At 24.1% G+C, this 21,256-nt stretch carries 22 protein-coding genes and 3 pseudogenes; 8 read left to right on the forward strand and 17 right to left on the reverse strand.

Annotated features, from left to right (window positions below):
* The first annotated feature begins 20 nt into the window (after positions 1-20).
* On the forward strand, positions 21-407 hold the full coding sequence (locus AAHH39_RS08330; RefSeq protein ID WP_342217726.1) for a hypothetical protein: 387 nt from the start codon (positions 21-23) through the stop codon (positions 405-407).
* Between the two features lie 70 nt (positions 408-477).
* Here the strand turns inward: AAHH39_RS08330 and AAHH39_RS08335 are convergent, their stop codons facing one another.
* Together AAHH39_RS08335 and AAHH39_RS08340 are read right to left on the reverse strand one after the other, a co-directional pair.
* Positions 478-738, reverse strand: a complete 261-nt coding sequence (locus AAHH39_RS08335; RefSeq protein WP_342217727.1) for a hypothetical protein — start codon at positions 736-738, stop codon at positions 478-480.
* Between the two features lie 51 nt (positions 739-789).
* A complete protein-coding gene (locus AAHH39_RS08340) occupies positions 790-1,401 on the reverse strand; it encodes a transposase-like zinc-binding domain-containing protein (protein WP_342217728.1) in 612 nt (203 codons plus the stop codon).
* Between the two features lie 446 nt (positions 1,402-1,847).
* Here AAHH39_RS08340 and AAHH39_RS08345 point away from each other — a divergent pair, with 446 nt between their 5' ends.
* Both AAHH39_RS08345 and AAHH39_RS08350 read left to right on the forward strand, forming a co-directional pair.
* Complete coding sequence (locus tag AAHH39_RS08345; RefSeq protein WP_342217729.1) at positions 1,848-2,084, forward strand: hypothetical protein; 237 nt, start codon at positions 1,848-1,850, stop codon at positions 2,082-2,084.
* A 114-nt stretch (positions 2,085-2,198) separates the two neighbouring features.
* The gene (locus tag AAHH39_RS08350; RefSeq protein WP_342217730.1) at positions 2,199-2,648 is read left to right on the forward strand and encodes a hypothetical protein; all 450 of its coding nucleotides are present in this window, start codon (positions 2,199-2,201) and stop codon (positions 2,646-2,648) included.
* A 71-nt stretch (positions 2,649-2,719) separates the two neighbouring features.
* Here AAHH39_RS08350 and AAHH39_RS08355 read toward each other — a convergent pair whose 3' ends face one another.
* Positions 2,720-3,061: a hypothetical protein gene (locus tag AAHH39_RS08355; RefSeq protein WP_342217731.1), complete on the reverse strand. Its 342-nt coding sequence runs from the start codon at positions 3,059-3,061 to the stop codon at positions 2,720-2,722.
* A 427-nt stretch (positions 3,062-3,488) separates the two neighbouring features.
* Between AAHH39_RS08355 and AAHH39_RS08360 the strand changes: the two genes are divergently transcribed.
* Complete coding sequence (locus tag AAHH39_RS08360; RefSeq protein WP_425288902.1) at positions 3,489-3,671, forward strand: SDR family NAD(P)-dependent oxidoreductase; 183 nt, start codon at positions 3,489-3,491, stop codon at positions 3,669-3,671.
* A gap of 23 nt (positions 3,672-3,694) precedes the next feature.
* Here AAHH39_RS08360 and AAHH39_RS08365 read toward each other — a convergent pair whose 3' ends face one another.
* The gene (locus AAHH39_RS08365; RefSeq protein WP_342217733.1) at positions 3,695-3,874 is read right to left on the reverse strand and encodes a hypothetical protein; all 180 of its coding nucleotides are present in this window, start codon (positions 3,872-3,874) and stop codon (positions 3,695-3,697) included.
* 7 nt (positions 3,875-3,881) lie between these two features.
* On the opposite strand from AAHH39_RS08365, the gene AAHH39_RS08370 reads away from it, so the two are divergent.
* Entirely contained in the window at positions 3,882-4,265 is a 384-nt protein-coding gene (locus AAHH39_RS08370) for an SDR family oxidoreductase (protein ID WP_342217734.1), read from the forward strand.
* A 193-nt stretch (positions 4,266-4,458) separates the two neighbouring features.
* Here the strand turns inward: AAHH39_RS08370 and AAHH39_RS08375 are convergent, their stop codons facing one another.
* Positions 4,459-4,989 carry a hypothetical protein gene (locus tag AAHH39_RS08375; protein WP_342217735.1) on the reverse strand — a complete coding sequence of 177 codons (531 nt, stop codon included), beginning with the start codon at positions 4,987-4,989 and terminating at the stop codon, positions 4,459-4,461.
* A gap of 739 nt (positions 4,990-5,728) precedes the next feature.
* Here AAHH39_RS08375 and AAHH39_RS08380 point away from each other — a divergent pair.
* A pseudogene (locus AAHH39_RS08380) lies at positions 5,729-6,602 on the forward strand (IS30 family transposase).
* On the opposite strand, the gene AAHH39_RS08385 reads toward AAHH39_RS08380, so the two are convergent.
* Entirely contained in the window at positions 6,589-7,827 is a 1,239-nt protein-coding gene (locus tag AAHH39_RS08385; RefSeq protein ID WP_342219298.1) for an IS256 family transposase, read from the reverse strand. The pseudogene AAHH39_RS08380 and the gene AAHH39_RS08385 sit on opposite strands and share 14 nt — an antisense overlap.
* A gap of 93 nt (positions 7,828-7,920) precedes the next feature.
* Here AAHH39_RS08385 and AAHH39_RS13415 point away from each other — a divergent pair.
* A pseudogene (locus AAHH39_RS13415) lies at positions 7,921-8,055 on the forward strand (IS30 family transposase); the annotation flags it as partial.
* 246 nt (positions 8,056-8,301) lie between these two features.
* Here AAHH39_RS13415 and AAHH39_RS08390 read toward each other — a convergent pair.
* The 10 genes from AAHH39_RS08390 to ffh form a co-directional block, all read right to left on the reverse strand.
* Positions 8,302-8,553, reverse strand: coding sequence for a hypothetical protein (locus AAHH39_RS08390; protein ID WP_342217737.1), 252 nt, complete (start codon positions 8,551-8,553; stop codon positions 8,302-8,304).
* Between the two features lie 188 nt (positions 8,554-8,741).
* A complete protein-coding gene (locus AAHH39_RS08395; protein WP_342217738.1) occupies positions 8,742-9,548 on the reverse strand; it encodes an SDR family NAD(P)-dependent oxidoreductase in 807 nt (268 codons plus the stop codon).
* Between the two features lie 23 nt (positions 9,549-9,571).
* Complete coding sequence (pgsA, locus tag AAHH39_RS08400) at positions 9,572-10,213, reverse strand: CDP-diacylglycerol--glycerol-3-phosphate 3-phosphatidyltransferase (protein ID WP_342217739.1); 642 nt, start codon at positions 10,211-10,213, stop codon at positions 9,572-9,574.
* A gap of 210 nt (positions 10,214-10,423) precedes the next feature.
* Positions 10,424-12,307 (reverse strand): VirD4-like conjugal transfer protein, CD1115 family, encoded by a 1,884-nt coding sequence (locus tag AAHH39_RS08405; protein WP_342217740.1) that lies wholly within the window; start codon positions 12,305-12,307, stop codon positions 10,424-10,426.
* A 45-nt stretch (positions 12,308-12,352) separates the two neighbouring features.
* Complete coding sequence (locus tag AAHH39_RS08410; protein ID WP_255495888.1) at positions 12,353-12,481, reverse strand: hypothetical protein; 129 nt, start codon at positions 12,479-12,481, stop codon at positions 12,353-12,355.
* 34 nt (positions 12,482-12,515) lie between these two features.
* A complete protein-coding gene (locus tag AAHH39_RS08415) occupies positions 12,516-13,874 on the reverse strand; it encodes an Mbov_0396 family ICE element transmembrane protein (protein ID WP_342217741.1) in 1,359 nt (452 codons plus the stop codon).
* A 54-nt stretch (positions 13,875-13,928) separates the two neighbouring features.
* Positions 13,929-14,231, reverse strand: coding sequence for a hypothetical protein (locus tag AAHH39_RS08420; protein WP_342217742.1), 303 nt, complete (start codon positions 14,229-14,231; stop codon positions 13,929-13,931).
* A gap of 364 nt (positions 14,232-14,595) precedes the next feature.
* A complete protein-coding gene (locus AAHH39_RS08425) occupies positions 14,596-17,283 on the reverse strand; it encodes an Mbov_0397 family ICE element conjugal transfer ATPase (RefSeq protein WP_342217743.1) in 2,688 nt (895 codons plus the stop codon).
* Positions 17,264-17,515: a hypothetical protein gene (locus tag AAHH39_RS08430; protein WP_174480064.1), complete on the reverse strand. Its 252-nt coding sequence runs from the start codon at positions 17,513-17,515 to the stop codon at positions 17,264-17,266. Before AAHH39_RS08430 ends, AAHH39_RS08425 begins: the two co-directional genes overlap by 20 nt.
* A gap of 331 nt (positions 17,516-17,846) precedes the next feature.
* The gene (gene ffh / locus AAHH39_RS08435; RefSeq protein ID WP_286641110.1) at positions 17,847-19,202 is read right to left on the reverse strand and encodes a signal recognition particle protein; all 1,356 of its coding nucleotides are present in this window, start codon (positions 19,200-19,202) and stop codon (positions 17,847-17,849) included.
* A 240-nt stretch (positions 19,203-19,442) separates the two neighbouring features.
* On the opposite strand from ffh, the pseudogene AAHH39_RS13420 reads away from it, so the two are divergent.
* Positions 19,443-19,571, forward strand: a pseudogene (locus AAHH39_RS13420) (IS30 family transposase); the annotation flags it as partial.
* A gap of 23 nt (positions 19,572-19,594) precedes the next feature.
* Here the strand turns inward: AAHH39_RS13420 and rny are convergent.
* The gene (gene rny, locus AAHH39_RS08440) at positions 19,595-21,112 is read right to left on the reverse strand and encodes a ribonuclease Y (RefSeq protein ID WP_342217744.1); all 1,518 of its coding nucleotides are present in this window, start codon (positions 21,110-21,112) and stop codon (positions 19,595-19,597) included.
* Positions 21,113-21,256: the final 144 nt, after the last annotated feature.

Raw genomic sequence — 21,256 nt, forward strand, 5'->3', positions numbered from 1 at the left:
GTAACAAAGGAGAATAAAATATGCAAAAAACTACATTTACTTTAGGGCATTTAAAAATTGAACATACAACTACTACTGGAAATACTGATAGTAATAATATTAATGTACTAGATAACGTTGATCCTATTAGTGTGCAAGCTAACTTAAACAGTATGGTTCCATATATTAATCAAATATTAGAAGCTTTACCAGCTACAGAAAAAGTTGCGTTTTTAAAAGATGAACAATATCCAGATGGAACATTCGTATTAGTAACAAGTGCTGGTATAACATCAATTGTACCACAATATTTACTTACTAGACTTCAAGAAACAGCTCCAAAAGCATATATATTAGCACAAGGTCAACAATGAGGATGATCAATTGCTAATCAAACAGATGTTTCTTTTAATTTTGTAGAAAAGTAGTGGTAAAATAAAAAAAGTCATCAACTTGACTTAAAATTTGATTTTATTAAATTTTGGGATTTATTTTTTTTTACAAACTGAAATATAACACATTGGATTTTTGATAAGGGGTTAATCTGTAGTGTTGATATTTTCATTTCCATAAATTGAGGTAATTTTGAATATTGGTAAATCCAATGCCATGGTAATGAGTAATAAATTCTTTTAAACTTGATTGTATTTTACTGACATTACTTAATTTTTTATAATTTAATTCTTTATTTTCTTTTGATTTAAACTGCTGGATAGTGGATTTAGTTTGTTTAGCTACTGTATCATATAATACTTGCATATCACAAACTATAATTGAATTTTCTTCGATAAGTTTCGATGTTAAGTTTTCTTATACTCATTTTTTATTTAATCTTTTAGTATTTATTGTTTGAGCATAGATATTTCGGTTTTCATCAATTGCCATTTGAATACAACAATTTAAATCTTTAGCATTTTCTTCAATTCATTGTTTTCTTGGATCATTTGGATCTTTAAAGTTTCCTTTATGAATTTCTTTGATAAAAGTTTCGTCAACTTCAATTCTAGCTTTTAATTTTACAAATTGATTTTGTGTTTTTACTAATTGTGTTGATTTCATAAATTTTTGACGATTAAATCAGGCAGTTTTATTTGTAGTATTAATAAATTGAGAAATAATGTAAGCAGATTGACCTAAAGTAGCTATTTGTATCAATAAATCTCATTGATCATGAGATAAATGACTTCAATAAAAATAATAATTTTTAAAAGCATGAAAAGTAATATTACAACTTTTACATTTATATCTTTGCTTATAATCTTTACTACCATATTTAGTACACAAAAAAGAACTACAATCTGGACATTGAATCCCTTTCTCTTTGAATTTTTGTTCGACTGCTTCAAATTTTTCTTTTTTCTCAATTTGTTTAATTCTAGTTTTATTTTCTCTAAAAATCTCAATAAAATCTTTATCAGACAAATTATTTAAAATTTCTTTTACTGTATTTTATTCATTTAAAATCACCTCTTTAATATTAAAAATACCATATAAAAATATATTTTTGCTAATTTTACTAATACCACTACTTTTCTACAAAATTAAAGGATGTTTCTATTAACGATTTAGAAAATCAATTTGAAAAACATACAAAAGAATGTTTAAATGCATATATAGTTTCAGGAGATGCACTAGACTATAAAATGGATTTCATTTACAAAGTTGTAGCATCCGTACCTAATGCACCACAAGTAACTGCTAGTTCATCAGTTAAATTCCACTTTACTGTTAAAGCAGTTAAAAAAGCGTAATTAAATAATTTTAGTAATTCATAAAATATAATATTTTTTATATTTTCTTAGTACCTAGGTCAATTTAGTATTACTAAATAACCTAGGTTATATTATTAAATAAAAGGAGAAATACTAATGAACAATAAAAATATCAATGAAAAAATTAAAATTATAATGAAAACAAAAATAACCAATAACGAAGAAAAAAATGAAAATAAAAATAACACTAATAATAATTATGAAACGGTAAGATATAAAGTACCTGTTTTTGGTTTTAATGATGTTAATCAAATTAAAGAAAACTTAAATAGTATGACTATTTATATTACTCAACTTTTAGACTTATCACCACTCACTAGAATTTTCCTTTAATTTTGTAGAAAAGTAATGATACATGATAAAGTGTTATTTTTAGAGAATTTTTACACTAAATAATGTTACTTTTAACAAATTTTTAATTAAAAATAATATTTTAAGTGTAAATTGATGAATAATTTTTGGTCATCCATACTTTTCTACATAATTAAAAGAATTTTCTTATTAAAAAATAATGACTATCCAAGTGGAATGTTTGCAGTAAGGGATAGAAAAACAACAACAGAAAAAAAATATAACATTATCGCTGAACAAGTAGCATTAGATTATATGCGTAATTTGTTTCAAGCAGCTTATAATCAAGCTAGTATTAATAAAACCTGAGAATGATTTATTAATGATTTAAACAATGTTACTATTCCAAGTTTAACAAATTCATTTAAAGAACATTTAGAAAAATGCAAAATAGAAGCAATTTCAGTAGGTGATCAATTTTTAAACTACAAAATGAATTATCCAATAACAATAAAGGTAATAATTGAAGGCAAAATTGTTGATGTAACTTCAAGTGAAACTTTTGAATATACTGTCAAAATTGCTGATTTTAATAGTAATAATTAGATTCATTAGCTAACTAAATAAAAATACATAAATTCTAATAAATATTTATCAAAAATAATGTTATTCTTATTTTACTTTTTAAAAAATATAAAAATATAATAATTATATAAAAAACAAATTATACTTATAGATAAAAATATGGGAGTTAAAAATATTGTAAAAACAACACCACATCTTACATTTGAAATGTTAAATCAATCATTTAAATTATTATTAAATACATCTAAAATTCCATTTAAATGAGAATACTCTTTATATTTTCCCGAGATTAATCCAAAACCATTAGTGACTAATTCTGTATGACTTCCTATTAACACTTTGCTAGTAAGTAAACTTAATCCAATTATCATAAATAAAAGACCAAAAATAATAATTGCTAAAATAAATCAATTAATTTTTTTATAATTTACCATTTTTTACCCCTGTTTCTTTTTTATTTTCTTAAGCAGAGAATTTACAATTACTTAATTTTGTAAATCATTATTTTTTATTTAATTTAATATTCATTAATTATACATACATTTATTAAACATTTCTTTTAATTATGTAGAAAAGTATGGATGACCAAAAATTATTCATCAATTTACACTTAAAATATTATTTTTAATTAAAAATTTGTTAAAAGTAACATTATTTAGTGTAAAAATTCTCTAAAAATAACACTTTATCATGTATCATTACTTTTCTACAAAATTAAAGAACATTTCTGTTAAAAGCAATTTTAATTGCATTAATTATTAAAAATAAAAAAATTAATCATTGTTGATCAATAGTTTAGAGGTGAATACACATGAAATCAAAAGTTATTGTAATCACACAGGTGCTTCTAGTGGTATTGGTATGGAAACAGCTAAGTTATTAGCAAGCGCCGGTCATAAATTAATTTTAGCTGCAAGAAGAGAAGAAAAACTTAAAGCATTAGTTACTAGTATTAAAAATAAAAATGGTGAAGCAAATTATTTAGTAACTGATGTCATCAAACATCATGAGGTAGAAAAACTCTTTAATTTTGTAGAAAAGTAATGATACATGATAAAGTGTTATTTTTAGAGAATTTTTACACTAAATAATGTTACTTTTAACAAATTTTTAATTAAAAATAATATTTTAAGTGTAAATTGATGAATAATTTTTGGTCATCCATACTTTTCTACATAATTAAAAGAAAAACTAGCACAATTTGCAATTAAAACATTTAATAAAATTGATGTTTGAATTAATAACACAGGAATTATGATACTAACATCTTTAAAACAAAAAAACATTAAAGACTGAGATGAAACAATTGATGTCAATATTAAAGGAACACTTTATGGTATAGCTGCATCATTACCATTAATGTATCAACAAAATTCAGGTCATATCATTAATATTTCATCAATTGCTGGTCATTTTGCTCATGCTGGTGAAGCAGTTTACTCAGCAACAAAATGAGCAGTTAGAGCAATTAGTGAATCATTAAGAGAAGAAGTAGCAAAGGATAAAACTAATATTAGAATTACAGTAATTTCACTTGGAGCAATCAATACTGAATTATTGAATAGAGTAACTGATAAAGAATTTAGTTCTGAATTTAAAGAATATTATAAACTTATAGCATATCTGCCAAACGAATAGCGCTAACAATAAAACAAGCAAAAAATAAAGAATATTTATCTAATTTTTGAATTTTAAAATACTTTAGACAATTCTTTATTATTTTAGGGTAGTAACACGTTAATGTTACTACCCTAAATTTATTATTTTTTAATTTTAAAAGAGAGAAAAATTTAATATTAAGAATTTTTATATTTTTAATTGTTTTAAGAAATTATTCTTTCAAAGTATTGTCACTATAACTTACAATTTTATTATTTAAATTTAAATTTTTATTAATACCAATATTGGCAATTGTATTAAGACTTGATATTGGTAATGTTTTTACTCTAAAAGATAAATCATGAATTTCAGTTTCATTTAAGACACGAAGTTCTCCATTGATTAAGTATTCATCACCAATTCTAAAGTTTTTAATTCAAGTTGCACGATTAAGATCAGCATAACTAATATCTTCCTCGCGAAAACTTAAAATAGAATTATTATTAGATTTTTTCAATTTAATAATAGATAAGTTATCACCTAATAAGCCTAGGCTTTGCTCATGTTGCTCAATTGAATTTCTAATAATAGGAATTATTAAACATTTTTGATCAGGAGTTTGTGTTCAAATGATAACTGTTTCAAGTTTGCAACCATTACAATATTGATAATTACAATTTATATTTTCACATCTAGTTTCATTAGTTGTTTTTGTTAATGGCACATTGGCAAAATAAATGCCACAATTTATAATATTCTGCATTTAATAAACCTCATTTTCTAAAGTTTTAATAATACTTTTACTATAAACAAACTTAATTACCATAAAAGAGTAAATTTGACCTTAAACTTAATACTTTTAAATTATAATGATATAAATTTTAAAATGTTTTTAATTATTAGTCTGTATAAATTTTGGTTTAAGGGTAAGTGGGAATATTAATTTATGAAATTGGAATAGATATTAAATTGAGTTTTTAAACTAAATTAAAGATTCATATCAATAAATTAAAATACAAAACCCTTACATGAAAATTACTCATATAAGGGCATAAAGCCAAATTTACAATTTTAAATTAATTAAACTGATGTTTTGTCCTAAAATTTTAGGACAAATATAATAATAACAAATTTAAACCAAATTACAATAGAATCTCATACTGTATATAATATATTTTTTTAATTATGTAGAAAAGTATGGATGACCAAAAATTATTCATCAATTTACACTTAAAATATTATTTTTAATTAAAAATTTGTTAAAAGTAACATTATTTAGTGTAAAAATTCTCTAAAAATAACACTTTATCATGTATCATTACTTTTCTACAAAATTAAAGATATATTTTGCTTAATCATCATTATAAATTATTATTAATGCTTTAATTAATTTTATAATATAAATATTATTTAATTACCTGAATTGTAAAATTAAAAAGGACACTTATATAAAAATTAAATTGTGTTAATTCTATAATTAAGAAAAGAAAGGAATTAGCACAATGTATAAGTATCTGACTATTGAATCAATAATAGCAATAAAAGAATATAAAAGTTATGGATTTTCGATTCGTAAAATAGCAAAAGCCATTGATTATAGTAAATCAACTGTACATAGAGTTTGTAGATTATTAAATCAAAACTTATTACCATTAGAAATATTGAATAAAATTCAAAAAAATAAACAAAATGCAGGTAGAAAATTAATAATTTTAACTTTAATAGAAATTAATACTATTAATCATTTGTTAATTACTAAAAATTATGCTCTTGATATAATTGCTAATTTTTTAAAGGAAAATAAAATAAAAAGTATTTCAACAAAAACTTTATATAACATGTTTAAAACAAATCGAATGGGTTTTGATGAAAATAACTTATTGAGAAAAGGAAAAAATAAACCTCACAAACAAAAAGAAACTAGGGGCAGAATTAATAATTGTAAGTCTATTCATGAAAGAAATTTAATCATTCCTAATATTAAAAATATAGAAGAATTTGGTCATTTAGAGGGTGATACTATCATTGGTAAAGATCATAAAAGTTCTATTATTACTTTAGCTGATATATGATCAAAAACCACAATTCCTTTAGCAACTAAAAATAATAAATCAGAAAATATTACAAAAAGTATAATAAAATTTATTTCAAAGTTACAAAAAGGAACAGTTAAAACTATTACTTTTGATCGTGGTAAAGAATTTAGTAAATGAAAATTAATCGAAAAAAATTGTAATGTTAAGATTTATTTTGCAGATCCTGGTAAACCTTGTCAAAGAGGTTTAAATGAAAATAATAATGGTATTTTAAGAAGATATTTAGAGGCTTTTTAGAAATCTGTGTATCTTTGTTTTACAAAGTACTAGTTCAGATTAATTCTATCTTCAAATTTTATCATAAAATGAGCAATTGCTGTATTTCAATTTTGAATAGGCAATGTTCATTTTTTTGTTATATTTTCAATTGCTAAATAAAATATTTTAAAAACTGACATATCATTAGGAAAAGCTTTTTTGTTTCTAATAACTTTTCGTAATTGACTATTAACAGATTCAATAGCATTTGTTGTATAAATTACTCTTTTGATTTCTGCAGGATAACTAATAAAAATCATCAAATTTTCTCAATTTTTATATCAAGATTTAGCAATTTGGGGATATTGTTTATTTCATTTACTTTCAAATGATTCTAAAGCTTGCATTGCTTGTTCTTCACTACATGCACTATAAATTGGTTTTAAATCTGTAACTAGAGTTTTTCGATGTTTGTATGAAACATATTTTAAACTATTTCGAATTTGATGAACAATGCATAATTGATGTTCTGTTTTAGGATAAACTGCTTGTATTGCTTCTGACATGCCTGTTAAATTATCACTACAAGCAATCAAAATATCATTTAAGCCTCGATTTTTCATTTCTGTGAAATTAGCTAATCAAAATTTAGCACCTTCATTTTCACTAATTCATAAGCCTAAAACATCTTTTTTACCTTCTAAATCAACTCCTAATGCTATATAAACTGATTTATTAATAATCCGTTTATCTTGTCTAACTTTAACTACTATACAATCAAAATAAACAATCGGATAAATGCTTTCTAATGGTCGATTTTGTCATGCTTTGACATCATCAATAACATCATCAGTAATTTGACTAATAACACTTTCACTAATATCAGCACCATGATATAACTCTTGTAACTGCATTCTAATGTCAGATAGAGTCATACCTTTTGCATATAGTGAAAGCACTTGTTGATCAAAACCATCAAATCTTCGCTGTCTTTTTGCAACTATTACAGGAGTAAAATCACTATTGCGATCTCTTGGTACATCAATCTCAATTTTACCTTGTTGAGTTATTAATTTTTTTGAACTTGTACCATTACGAGCATTTTCAGTATTACTATGTTGATTTTTTTCATATCCTAAATAATTTTGCATTTCAGAATTCAACATTTTTTCAACTAAACGTTTTGTTAATTCTTTATATAAACCCCCTTCTTTAAAAACTGTTGTTAAATCTTCAGTATTTTCTAATAATAAATCTACTGCTTTTGATATTGGATCATTATTATTAATATTTTGTTTTTTAGCCATCTGTAACTCACTCTTTCTAGTCATTTAATTATATTTACTAGAATTAATTAAACATAGTTATTTTTGTAAGTTACACAGATTACTAAACATTGCCGATATTTACCAAAATCTACAGATCTATCTTCATATAAACAAAAAGATTTAAATACTATAGCATTTCAAATTAATTCTACACCCAGAAAATCACTATCTTATAAAAGACCAATAGATTTAATACAATTATTTTAAAAAACTGTCCCATTTATATTTACAATTCAGGTTAATTAAAATTCATAAACAAATTATTCACTTCATTATTCTTTTAAAAATAATCATAACTTATTGTTTATTGAATTTCATTCATATTTCCTTCATTTCCAATAGAATTTAAAACAAACTTTGTATTATTATCTACAACAACTGCATTTGGATTTTGGTCACTATGATAATAATCTTTTCCATTTATATGAAAATCGACATGACTTTTTATATCAGTTAATTATATATTAATTTTGAAGGATCACTAAAAGCAATAATCACATTTTTTTCAAAACTTTTAGTTATTGTTTTCCCCTTATTAGCAAAAAAAGGAACTTCAATAATATTAATTGACTGTACTACATTATTTAAATTATAAATTTCAATTAAATTAGATTTTTTTACATATGAATTTAATAATGAAGAACTTGATAATATTGCCGATGTTGATAATGCCAATGTTGTTAAAATAGACAAATATTTTTTCATAAATAACACCTCTTTTTAATAACTTCTTAAATTTAAAAAGTTGCATATATCTTAAACTGTTTTTAAAAAAACAATAAAAAATAAGAAAAAAAATAAACTATTTACCAACTTATTTGTAATAAAATTAAATAAGTTTTATAAACATATTTAAAATTAGTTCTTTTTAAAAAAGAACAAAAAAATTATTTCTATCGATTTTTTTGATAATTATACACTAACTTAAGTACTATTTTTAAAGGTAATATTCTAATAATAGTTCTTGTAATTTTATTAGAAATTCCTGTAATAATAAAACTTTTTCTTTTTGTTTTTAAGGCTGTTTGTAAAGACTTTTTAGCATAAGTTTCAGTATCTAAAACTGGTAATAATGAACTATAATGTTCTTTATTTCCTTTACCATTACTACTACGATTTCAAAATTCAGTTTTTAATGGACCTGGACAAATTGTAATTACTCTTACTTTACTTTTTGCTCTTTTTAATTCATAATTAACTGCAACACCTAAACTTCAAACATATGATTTAGAAGCATAATAACTAGCAAAAACAGGACCTGGACTAAAAGCTGCCATACTTCCAATATTAATAACACGACCATAATTATTTTTACTAAAACGTTGAACAAATAACTTTGTTAAAATATGTAAACAAGAAATATTTAAATTAATCATATTTAATTCTTGTTCTAACATGCTATCTGCAAATGTTCCTCAAACACCATAACCAGCATTATTAATAACTACTGTTACATTTAATTCTTTTGATAACTCAAATAATTTATAAATATTTTTTAAATCAGATAAATCTAAATCATAATTTTTAACTTGTAAGTGTGGATACTTATCTGCTAATTCTAATATTTTTTTACTATCACGTGATACCCCTAATACGTGATAACCTTGTGCTAATAATGCTTGACAGTAATAATATCCCAATCCTTTAGACGCTCCTGTAACTACTGCTCACTGATTCAAAACAATTACTTTATTTATCATTTATATTAATACTCCTTTTATTTTTAGATATTAAACATTTTTTTACTATTTAAACTAATATAATTATAAGCACTAAAAATACTTAATACTGTAGCAACGTACATTGGTATCATTACTAATTGATTAATTAAACCATATTGATCATTATTACTATGACCATTAACACTACCATTTAAAAATCGTCAATTAATAAAAAATAAAATTGTAATTCCTAACATTTGTACTGCTGCCTTTATTCTACCATATTTATCAGCAGCCATTACTGTACCTTTAGTAGCCAAAATTTGACGAACTACATCAATAATAAAATCACGTAATACCAAAATAACTACCATTCAAACCGGAATTATAGTAGCACATGCCATTACAATTAAAACACCATTAGTTAAAAGTTTATCTGCAATTGAATCAAAAAATTTACCAAAAGTTGTTACCTGATTAAATTTTCTTGCTCATCATCCATCAATAAAATCACTAATGGCAGCAATAATAAATAAAATTGCTGCTATTAACCAACTAATTGGTAAACTATAACTATTAACATTAATACTTGTTATTCAAAGATGATAAAAATTATCATTATCTATTGGACCGATAATCATTAAACTAACAATAATTGGGACTAATATTAATCTTATTAAAGAAATAATATTGGGAACATTCATATTTAAAATCCTTTCATATAAGTTTATTTATAATATTTAACATTATTATGTACTTACCTTTTTTAGCATAATTTATAAAAAGTAAAACTTATATTTTTGATCTATTCATGAAATAAGTATATCGTTATTTTCTATATCTATCAATAATATACATTTATATATTAAAATAAATATTCTTTTATATACAATTTCTTAACTATTGTTTGTTTTTTATTTTTCTGATTTTTCTCTTTCGGCAGCAGCTTGTGGATTTTTTCTTTTCTCAATATAATAGAATAAACCAATATAACTTAAATAATAATCTTTATTAAAATCAATTAAACGTGAAGCATTTGTAACAGTTGCTTGTCCTGCCGGTTTACTTCCTCATTCATAAAACGGAATTAAACGTGTTTTTGCTGGATTATGTTTTGCTAAAAAAATAACAGCAGTATCAAAATTTAATTTCATTAACTCACTACCTGTAATTAATTTTTTACCTTGTAATGATGAATTAATATTATCAGCTTTTTTATCTTTATTACCAGAATGGCTATAATTAATAATTGTTTTTTCACCGAACATATCTGAATATTTATTAGCAGTTTGTAAATCCATAGTTTGCAAAAAAGTATGCAAAATACAGTTATTAAAAATAGTTTCTGCTGTTTCTTTACCATATTTTTGTGTTAATTGTTGTAAATCTTGCATAATCATCATGAAAAAAATATTACGACTTCGTGCAACAGTAATCATTTGTGCCATACTAGCAATCGTTGGTATATTACCAAACTCATCAAATAAAAAGTATAAAGGACGTGGTAATTTAATATCAGGCAAAGTACTTGCATAACGAATTGTATTTTTATATAACTGTGCAATAAACATTGATACAAAAGCATTACGTTCATTACTTTCATCAGGAACAACTAAGAAAACAGCACTTGGTTTTTTTACAATTTCATCTAAATTTATATCATTACTACAACTAATATTTCGTGTCACTGGATCAGTAAATAAACGTAATCCATTAGCAACCATTTGACTAATTGATCCCGCAGTTTCTTCAGCACCTTCTAATGCACCTAAACCAATTTGACGAGCTAAACTATGAGTTGGCATTTTTTTTAGAATTTCAACATATCGTTGACGATTAGTAGCAACAATAGCAGCATTTGACATACTAAAGTATTTTAAAGGAACATCAGGTTGATCTTCAAGTTGTTCTAGCATAAATAACATAATTGATTTAACAACTTGCATCGCTGATTGATTTCAAAATTTTTGTTTTGGATCTGATTCAGGAAATAAAGCTTCAACAATATCATTAATTCATGATAATGCCATTGATTCATAAGTAATTGATTCATTTAAAGGATTATTTTCTTTTTTTAAACGCATTGATTCTACATAAAAATCATATACTTTAACAAAAGGATTTCATGAATTAGATACTGATGTATCACGTAAATTAATAACATAAACATCATAACCATTATCTTTTAATATTTTAGAATGATTTTGAAACAATTCTCCTTTTGGGTCAGTAATAACCATTGATGGTTTAATTTTCGATTGGGCATTTAAATATATAGTTGGAATAACTAATTTTTGAGTTTTACCACTTCCTGTTCCCCCAATTACAATATTATGAGCATCAGACTTAATATTAAATTGGACACCACCAATTTTAGTCTTTGTTGTTTGAACAACAATACCGTAATCATTTTCAACAGTTTTTGATAAAGGAAAGGTATTAGCAATTTCAGTGGGTGTTAATCAAGCAGCAGATCCATACACTTTATTTTTTGAATCACGTAAAAAGCGACTTTTATTATGAGTTTCACGATAAATTTTATATTTATGAATCATAAAGTAAGATAATAAAACTGAAAATTCAATAAGAAATAGAATTAAAAATATTAATCAATAATTAATAACATCCTGTATTAAAAATTTAAGTGTAAATGGTTGTTGATTATCTCCACTATGAGAAAACATGTTACGAACAAAGACTAAAGCATAAACTAATAAAGTATTTATTAATACTAAAAAGGGTATAACAATTATAATTACTGCTGGTAGTACTCATTTTTTTTGACGAATAAATTTCATTTTTATGTTCCTTTATTTTTTATATATTTTATAATAATTTATATTTTACCCATATTGGGAAATAACACCAGCAATACCTGATATTATTAATAATAAAATACCAATAGTTACATTACGTCTTCAACGATAACTTTTTTTCTTTTTAAATTCATTTTTTGTTTTTTTAAATTTCATGATTATTTCTCCAAGATTTTAATATTTTACTTTTTTATTCATCAGAATCTCCTCTTCTTGCATTCTTTCTAATATTATTTAAATTTACAACAGGTTCTTTAAAAGCAGCATTAGCCATATTTTTTAATCCAACAAAAGGACTTTTTAAATTATTTTTTGTATCTTGTCATTTAGTACCTTGATCATTAGAATTTTGAAATTTACCAATTCCTTTAGCAACTCCTTTAGTACCTTTACCTAAATAACCCGTGATACCATTTTTTAATAGTCCATTTGCTTTCTTTTCGCTACCATCAGGATTTCTTCCATCTTTAGCACCACCAAATGCAATTTGTTTCCCAAGTTTTAATGCACCAGCACCACCTGCTGCAAGGCTAGCAAAAGTCCGAGCTTTACCCATAATATTTCCAGCAATAGCTGCTCCATTAGAATCAATAGCACTTTGTACACCTAAGTTTTGTGTTACTAAGTGATTAATAATTTTTTGAGTTCTTAAACAACTAATAGCACCGGCTGTACAAAATAACGTATATAAAACTTGTTTTTCAAGTCAACTAAAATTAGTATTATTAGTAATATCTAATATTGCCTTTGGTAATATTTGAAGGAAGATATAAATAGGTAACATCGTTCCTGGACCAATAATAAATTTACCTATTACCATTTCTTTTCAAACACCCAATCTTTTTCCTTGATCAACAGGCATCATAGAAGCAACAATTGGTGATATTGAAAATAAAAGTAATAAATCAATAATTCTTTCAACCAATGTCATTGATGCAACAAATAATACATATAAAGTAAATCACACCGCAATAATTTCAAGAATAAAGTTTCAATGTTTTAATTGAGAAATAGATGGCATTGAATAAACACCAGGATCATGCTGAGCAGCATTAGCATCCGGAGCACCAATACCTCATAATAAATCAGCTAAACTAGCATTTTTTCCTAAAGCTGTAATTTGTAAAACTGCCAATAATCCTGTTATTAAATAATTTATAGTACTCATAAAAAATGGAATGAAAACAATTACTAAAAAAGCTAAAAATGTATTTTTTATAGCTTTACCTAATTTTTCTCTAATTGTATGTGTTTCAGTAAATTGAATAATAATTAATTGCATAATAAACATAATAAGTATTACGCCAATTGAAACAATTGCTAATGCTGAAAAAAATACTGGTAAATTTTTACTATTAAGTGGGTCTTTAGTAAAATCTCCAAAAACTAAATTAGTTATCGCATCAGTTGTTAAATAATCAAATATGCCGCCATGACCATGATTAGGTGATCTCAATAAAATGTCAATTAAATATAATGGTCCTTGAATGAAAATAAGTCAAGGTATAAATAATAAAGCTCCTAGTATAATATCTGTTAGTCAATCCATATTTTCATCTCTTTTCTCTTCATAACTTAATATCAAGTTAATATATAACTTTCTTTAGTTAGTAGGAAGAATATTTGGATTACCACCAAAGGCTTGCACAAGAGCAATCATTATTGCTGATGCAGTAATACCAATAATTGGTGCAATTAATGTATACATAAACGCTTTTTTAATCTCACTTCTACGTTGTGGATCATCACCAGCAGCCGCTAAATCTTTTGCCAATATAATTATTTTAAAAACACTAAATGCAATTAAAGCAGCAATTAACAATCCTGCAACTGCCGAAACATAAGGTTTTGCTACATCAATGATTTTATTTATATCAGGTCCATCTGATAGATAATTAAAAATCATAAGTTTTTCCTCCTTAAATAATAAAAAAATAAAATTATTTACTAATCAAAATTGTTTATAAAGCATGAATTTATCTAATAATATAATAAGCCCTATTTTACTCCTTAAAGAGATAAATTAGGACTTACAGTCAAATTCATATGTTATAAATAATGTTGATACACTTTAATTATAGTTGGTTTTAAAATAAAGTAAATAAAAATTTTCAATTTTATCAACTTATTTTTTATTGTTTTATAAAATTTGTTATTTAAATAAAATCATATTAATAAAACTTATAAGTTTTATTAATATGAAAGTATCTTTATTTAATTTAAAATAAATTAACAATTATTAATGAAATCGATAATGTATAAAAAATATACTAATTTTCAATTTCTTTATTTTTTATATTTTTAATTGCTTGTGTTTCAGCATCACTAACATTAATATTTAAACACATACGATATAAACTAGAAATAGCAAAAAGACATTCACCAACTTTAGCACGAGCAATAAAATCAGTTTCATTAGCAGAAATGCCACCATATGAAGAATACAATTCATTTAATGCTGCTAAATCATGAGGTTGTAAGTTTAATACTTTTAAATATTGACTTGAGTTAATAATAGCAGTAGTATATTTTTTAATTTCTTCAGAACCAAGAAAATCGTTAATATTTTGTGTAATAATATTTATCATACCTGTATACTTACGAATTCTCTTAACAATTTGATACATAAATAATAATGCTACTGGAAATTCTTTATCAATAAGTAAATGTGCTTCATCAATAGTAATTGAAATTCATTGTTGTTTATTATTAATTTCATTATCATTTTTATTTTTTCGTACTTCATTTTCAATATATTTCAAAATTAAAAACATTTGAGCGTTAACTAAACGTTTATTCCCTGATTGCGTTAAAGTATATAAATCATAAACTTGTAATAAACTACTGCTATTAATATTAGTATGAGCATTTCATAAATTAGCATCAGTACCACCAGTTGCAAATCTTGATAATATAATTAGTAAATTTTTTAATTCATTTTTACTTCTAATCTCTTCTTCTTTAACCATATCAGATTCAATAATATCATATAAATCTTGAAAAATTGGAAATTGATTTGGTTTTAATAGATGAATTTTTGTTCGAGAAGTAATACCAAATTTTTCATACATTAAATTTACATAAATCATTAATAAACTTGATTCATTTCTCGTTAATCCACCAGTAGCAACGTTTAAAAATTGTTCTAAGAATTGCATATGTGGTGCTAAAATATCACGAGTATTATTATCATTAGTATTATCATCACTCAGTGCCAATGTAATTTGAAATGGATTAATATTGCCAGAAGAACCGTCACCAACATCAATTCAACTTCCATCATGATAATTACATAAATCGCGATATTCACGTTCAGGATCAATAACAATTACTTTATGACCAAGCATAATTTGATAATTTACTTCTTTTTTAGAAGTATAAGATTTTCCTGAACCACTAGTACCAATAATTAGTTGATTATGATTTTTACGAGTACTACTTTTAGTTCTTTGATCAAAAAATACTTTATTACCACTTTCATTAAATCCAAGAAATAGTCCTTGTTTATCATTTAATTCTTGATTTAAAAAAGGAAAACTAGCACCTATTGTTAAACATGGCATTTCGTGACCTGTTTCTTTAAATCAATCAGCACTATCTGGCATTACTGATAAAAAAGCTTCTAATTGACGATAATATAATTTATCAAACTTCATATTATTGTTTTTTATTTCGTATTCGGCAGTACTAATATTTTGTTTAAGTTGCTTACGATCAGCACCATTAATTAACAAATACATATTAGTATTAAATATTTTTTCACCACCACCAGCAATTTGATCTAATAATTCATTTAATGATTGATAATGATAATCATAATCTCTTCGTTCTGATAATGATTTTGTCATAAAATTTAAAGTTGCTAAATTTTGCATAGCTTTATTCAATTGTTTTTTAGCACTTTCTTCACTGATACTATTAAAAGTAAAGATTAAACTAGTATTAGGAATATTTACTAAATTTGCTAATCAGACTGCTGAAACTTCAAATGGATAATCATATATGTTATAAACAGTTTGAAAACAATTAGCAAATTCTAAATTATTCTTATGAACTAATAATTCTTTAATTGCCAAATCATTAGTTAAATCTTTACTTTTAACAGTTTCTTCTTTTTTTGTAGTAAACATTTCTTCTAAGGAAGCATTTTCATTAGAATTTATTAATTTACTATAAACAACCATCATTTCAAAACAATTAATATCACTAGCTTTAACACCACTACGACTAATATAATTTTTAAAAGCATTTACTTCTTCTTTTAATTTTTCTTGATTTGATGAATAAAAAAATAAGTAAAAAAATGGTTGCGTCATTTCATTTTGATTTTGAATTTCATTATTAGCATTAATTGCTGATATCATTTGAAATTTTCTTGCTAATTTTGCTTTTTCACTAATATTTTCTAAATCAATTTTTTCGAGTTGTTCTTTATAAAAATTAGTTTGTGCAGTTATATCTAAAGGCATATTAATCTTTATTAAAGACATAGAAATATTAATAATTTTAAAAGCTGCAGCTAAATCTTTAATTTTATTTGAGGCTTCTTCATTAGATAATAATGTAATATTAAAACCCTCCAATAATAAAGCTCTAGTATAATTTGTATTTTTCACATTTAATTGCATCACATTCTTACTAATAATTTTTTTAAATGGTACTAATATTTGTGAATTTTTTTCAGATTTATAATAACGATTTTTACTATGAAATTTAAATCATAATAAAATAATTTCTCATCCTTTTTTTCTTGGCTGTCAATAAAAAGTAAGCGGAATAGTAGCACAACTAACTAAAATAACAGCTAATATTTTAAAAATAATATCAATTTGCAACAATAAAATAATAATTGAAGCAAATCCAACTACCATTAAAATAATTAATAAATCAATTAAACCAACACTTCTCCAAATTTGTAATTTTACAAATTTAATAGTTTTAGGAATTAAAAATTTCATTTATCTTTTCTTTTGAAATTTCATTAGAATTTAGCGCTGAATTTGGTTTACTGTTTATTTTCTCTATCTTTATACTATTAACACGCTTCTTAAAGCCACAACGACTGCAATTAACTTGAATATTTATTCCTTCTAAGTAATCAGCTATCAAAATTACTCTACCACATCGATAGCAAGCAAAAGAATTTTGTGGCTTTTGAGCTAATCGAACAGATGTATACGTATCTTTCATAATCATTGTCTCCTAACTGAATTTAATTTGTTTACTAAACACAATTCAAAGTTATCTTGTTCCCTAAATATTATTAAGCAACTGAAAAAGAAAAAATAAATTTTTGCTATATTTTTAATTTAAAATAACCCACTATTTAAACACTATTTTCTTTTTAAAATCTAGTTTTACTTTAAAAAATAAATTAAATTTTTAAAAACAAAGAAGAAAATTTAAAAAAATTTTAATAAAATAATATCTATAAAAACTCAAGAAATCAAAGTTTTATACATTTCTTGAGTTAAATAAATTTTAACAAATTAACAAAAAATAACAAATTTTTTTTATTTTTCTAACTTTTTATTAACTTATCTAATCCTGGAATATTTGGCATTTCTCCTTTTTTAATCTGAGCAGCAATTTGATCCATAACTTTTTTAGTTTTTTCAAATTGGTTTAGCACTTTATTTAATTCTTTTTCTGAACGACCTGAGCCTTTTAATACTCTTGCTTTTCTAGTTGGATAACGTAAAATTTGTGGCTTTTCACGTTCTTGAGCAGTTGTTGAAGCAATAATATATTCTGCTATTTTTAAATCAGTTTCAGCATCACTAATTTTAGCATCACTAATTTTAGCAGACATACCAGGAATCATTTTTACAAGTGAGCCCAATTTACCCATTTTTTGAATTTGCTTCATTTGATTAACAAGGTCATTCAAATCAAATTGACCTAACATCATTCTATTCATAGTTTCTTCAACATCACGAGTTGAAACTATACTTTCGGCCTTCTCCATTAATGTAGTAAGATCACCCATTCCTAAAATACGTTCTGCCATTCTTTCTGGATAAAAAACCTCTAAATCAGTTACCTTTTCACCCATTCCTAAGAACTTAACAGGAATCTTTGTTAAATAAGAAATTGAAAGAGCTGAACCACCCTTAGCAGTACCATCTAATTTAGTGATTATGCTTCCAGTAATAGGAATAGTATTATTAAACTCAATAGCAACATTAATTATATCTTGTCCTGCCATACCATCACAAACAAGTAAAACTTCTTTTGGTGAAGTAATTTTTCTTATTTCTGCTAGTTCTTGCATTAATTTTTCATCAATGTGTAATCTTCCAGCTGTATCAATTAATATTACATCAAACTTATTTTTATTAGCATATATTTGAGCATTTTTAACAATATTAGTAGGAGTTTCATTTTTTTGGGAAAAAACTTCAATATTCAATTGTTTTCCTAAAACTTTTAATTGTTCAACAGCAGCTGGACGATAAATATCTCCTGCAACTAGTAAACATTTTTTTTGATATTTATCTGTTAACAACTTTGCTAGTTTAGATATTGTTGTTGTTTTACCAGAACCTTGTAAACCAACTATCATAATAACAGTAGGATTAGTAGATAAATCTAATTCAACATTCTTAGTACCCATAATCTTTGTTAATTCATCATGAATAATTTTAATTAACATTTCTTTTTGATCTAAGCCTTCTTTAATAAATTCACCTTTTGCTTTATTAATAATTTCATTAGTTAAAGTTTTAACCACTCTAAAATTAACGTCAGCCTCTAACAAAATTAATCTGAATTCTTTAATTGTTGCTTCCATATTTTCCATGGTTAAAGTTTTTTTACTTAAATTTTTTTCTAATGTTTTTTGTACTTTTTTTGACATAATGTCAGCAAAACTCATATTTATATTCTCCTCTATTTTTAAGACTATATTATTTTAACATTAAAATAATAATGAAAAAATAAATTAAACATAAAAAATAAATATTTGAATTAACAAATTATATATTTTATAAAGTTAAAAGAGAACCTAAGGGTTCTCTAAAAAACAATTAATTAATTTTTTTAATTAATTAATTCTGTTGCTCTTACTTCACGAATAACAGTAATATGAATATCGCCTGGTATTGTAATCATTTGTTCTAATTTTTGTTTTAATTATGTAGAAAAGTATGGATGACCAAAAATTATTCATCAATTTACACTTAAAATATTATTTTTAATTAAAAATTTGTTAAAAGTAACATTATTTAGTGTAAAAATTATCTAAAAATAACACTTTATCATGTATCATTACTTTTCTACAAAATTAAAGAATTTTTGTTTTAAGTTTCTTGCTAATATATGAGCATCAAAATCATTAATAACTTTAGGATCAACAATAACTCTAATTTGTCTTCCTGCCTGAACAGCATATGCTTTTTCTACGCCTTTAACAGATTTACACAAATCTTCAATTTCTTTAATTCTAGTTATAAATTCTTCTAATGAATTATTTCTTGAACCAGCTCTAGCTGCTGATAATGTATCAGCAGCTGAAACTAAAGAAGAATAAACATTATCTTTTGCAACATCACCATGATGAGAATGAATAGCATTAATAATAATATCACTTTCACCATATTTTTTTGCTAAAATCACACCATTATAAACATGTGAACCTTCTAATTCATAATCAGCGGCTTTACCAATATCATGTAATAAACCAGCACATTTTGCAATATTAACATCTAAACCCAATTCAGCTGCCATTGCTCCTGCAAGTTTGGCAACTTCAAAGGAATGCAATAAAACATTTTGACCATAACTTGTACGATATTTTAATCTTCCAATATAAGATACTAACTCTGGTTCAAAACCAGTTAATTTTAACTCATCAATAATTTTTTTACCATCAACTTTAAAACCTTCATTTAATTCCTGCTCATGAAATCTCAAGATTTCTTCAATTCTAATTGGATGAATTCTTCCATTTTTAACTAAATCTTCTAAAGCTCTAGTTGCAATTTCTCTTCTGATCGGATTAAATGAAGAAATTTGAATTGTTTCTGGCGTATCATCAATGATAATATCTACACCTGCTGTTAACTCAAAAGATTTAATATTTCTACCCTCTTTACCAATAATTCTGCCTTTCATTTCTTCATTAGGTAACTTAACATATGATATTGACTTATCAACAATAAAATTACTTGCATAACGTTCTATTGCTTCACTAACAATATTATTGGCTAACTCTTTAGATTGAAGTTTAATATTATATTCATGATTTTTAATAATTTTATTAAATTCTAATGATAATTTTTCTTTTAATTTACTAAACAATTCATCTTTTGCTTCATTTCGACTCATACCAGAAATTTTTTCTAATTCCATAATAATTTGATCAATTTTTTGATGATATTCTAATTTAACATTTTTTACAATTTCACGTTGATGATAAAGATTTTGTGTTTGTGTTTCAATTATTTCTTCACGTTCACTTAATTTGCGTTCTCTTTTATTTAAAAGTTTCTCATATTCTAAATTTTGTTCTTTACGATATTCAATCTCTAAATACAAATCTTTTTTCATTTTACTTATTTCAATTTTTGCATCGGCTCTTGAGGATTGAATTAATTTTTGAGATTCTTTTTCTCTCTTTAAAATATTAGTAAAACTTTGTTGTTCTTTAATTTTTAAATACATTTTTCTAATTAGAAATCCAGCAATTATCCCTACTATCATTGCTAGAAAAATTGATATACCTACTCACATTCCAAACTGTTGACTACTTATATTTGATAATATAGCTAACATATTTTTTTCCATTTATATTTCTCTCCTTGCTGTAAAACACCTACAAGAAAAAGAATCCTTACACTCAAAAACTTAAATAAAATTAAAATTTTATATTTTTCTTCTTTAATATCTACACACAAATAAGTAGGATAATAATCCTACATTAATTTTAGC

The sequence above is a fragment of the Spiroplasma endosymbiont of Amphimallon solstitiale genome, from assembly GCF_964030965.1.
GTDB lineage: Bacteria > Bacillota_I > Bacilli_A > Mycoplasmatales > VBWQ01 > Spiroplasma_E.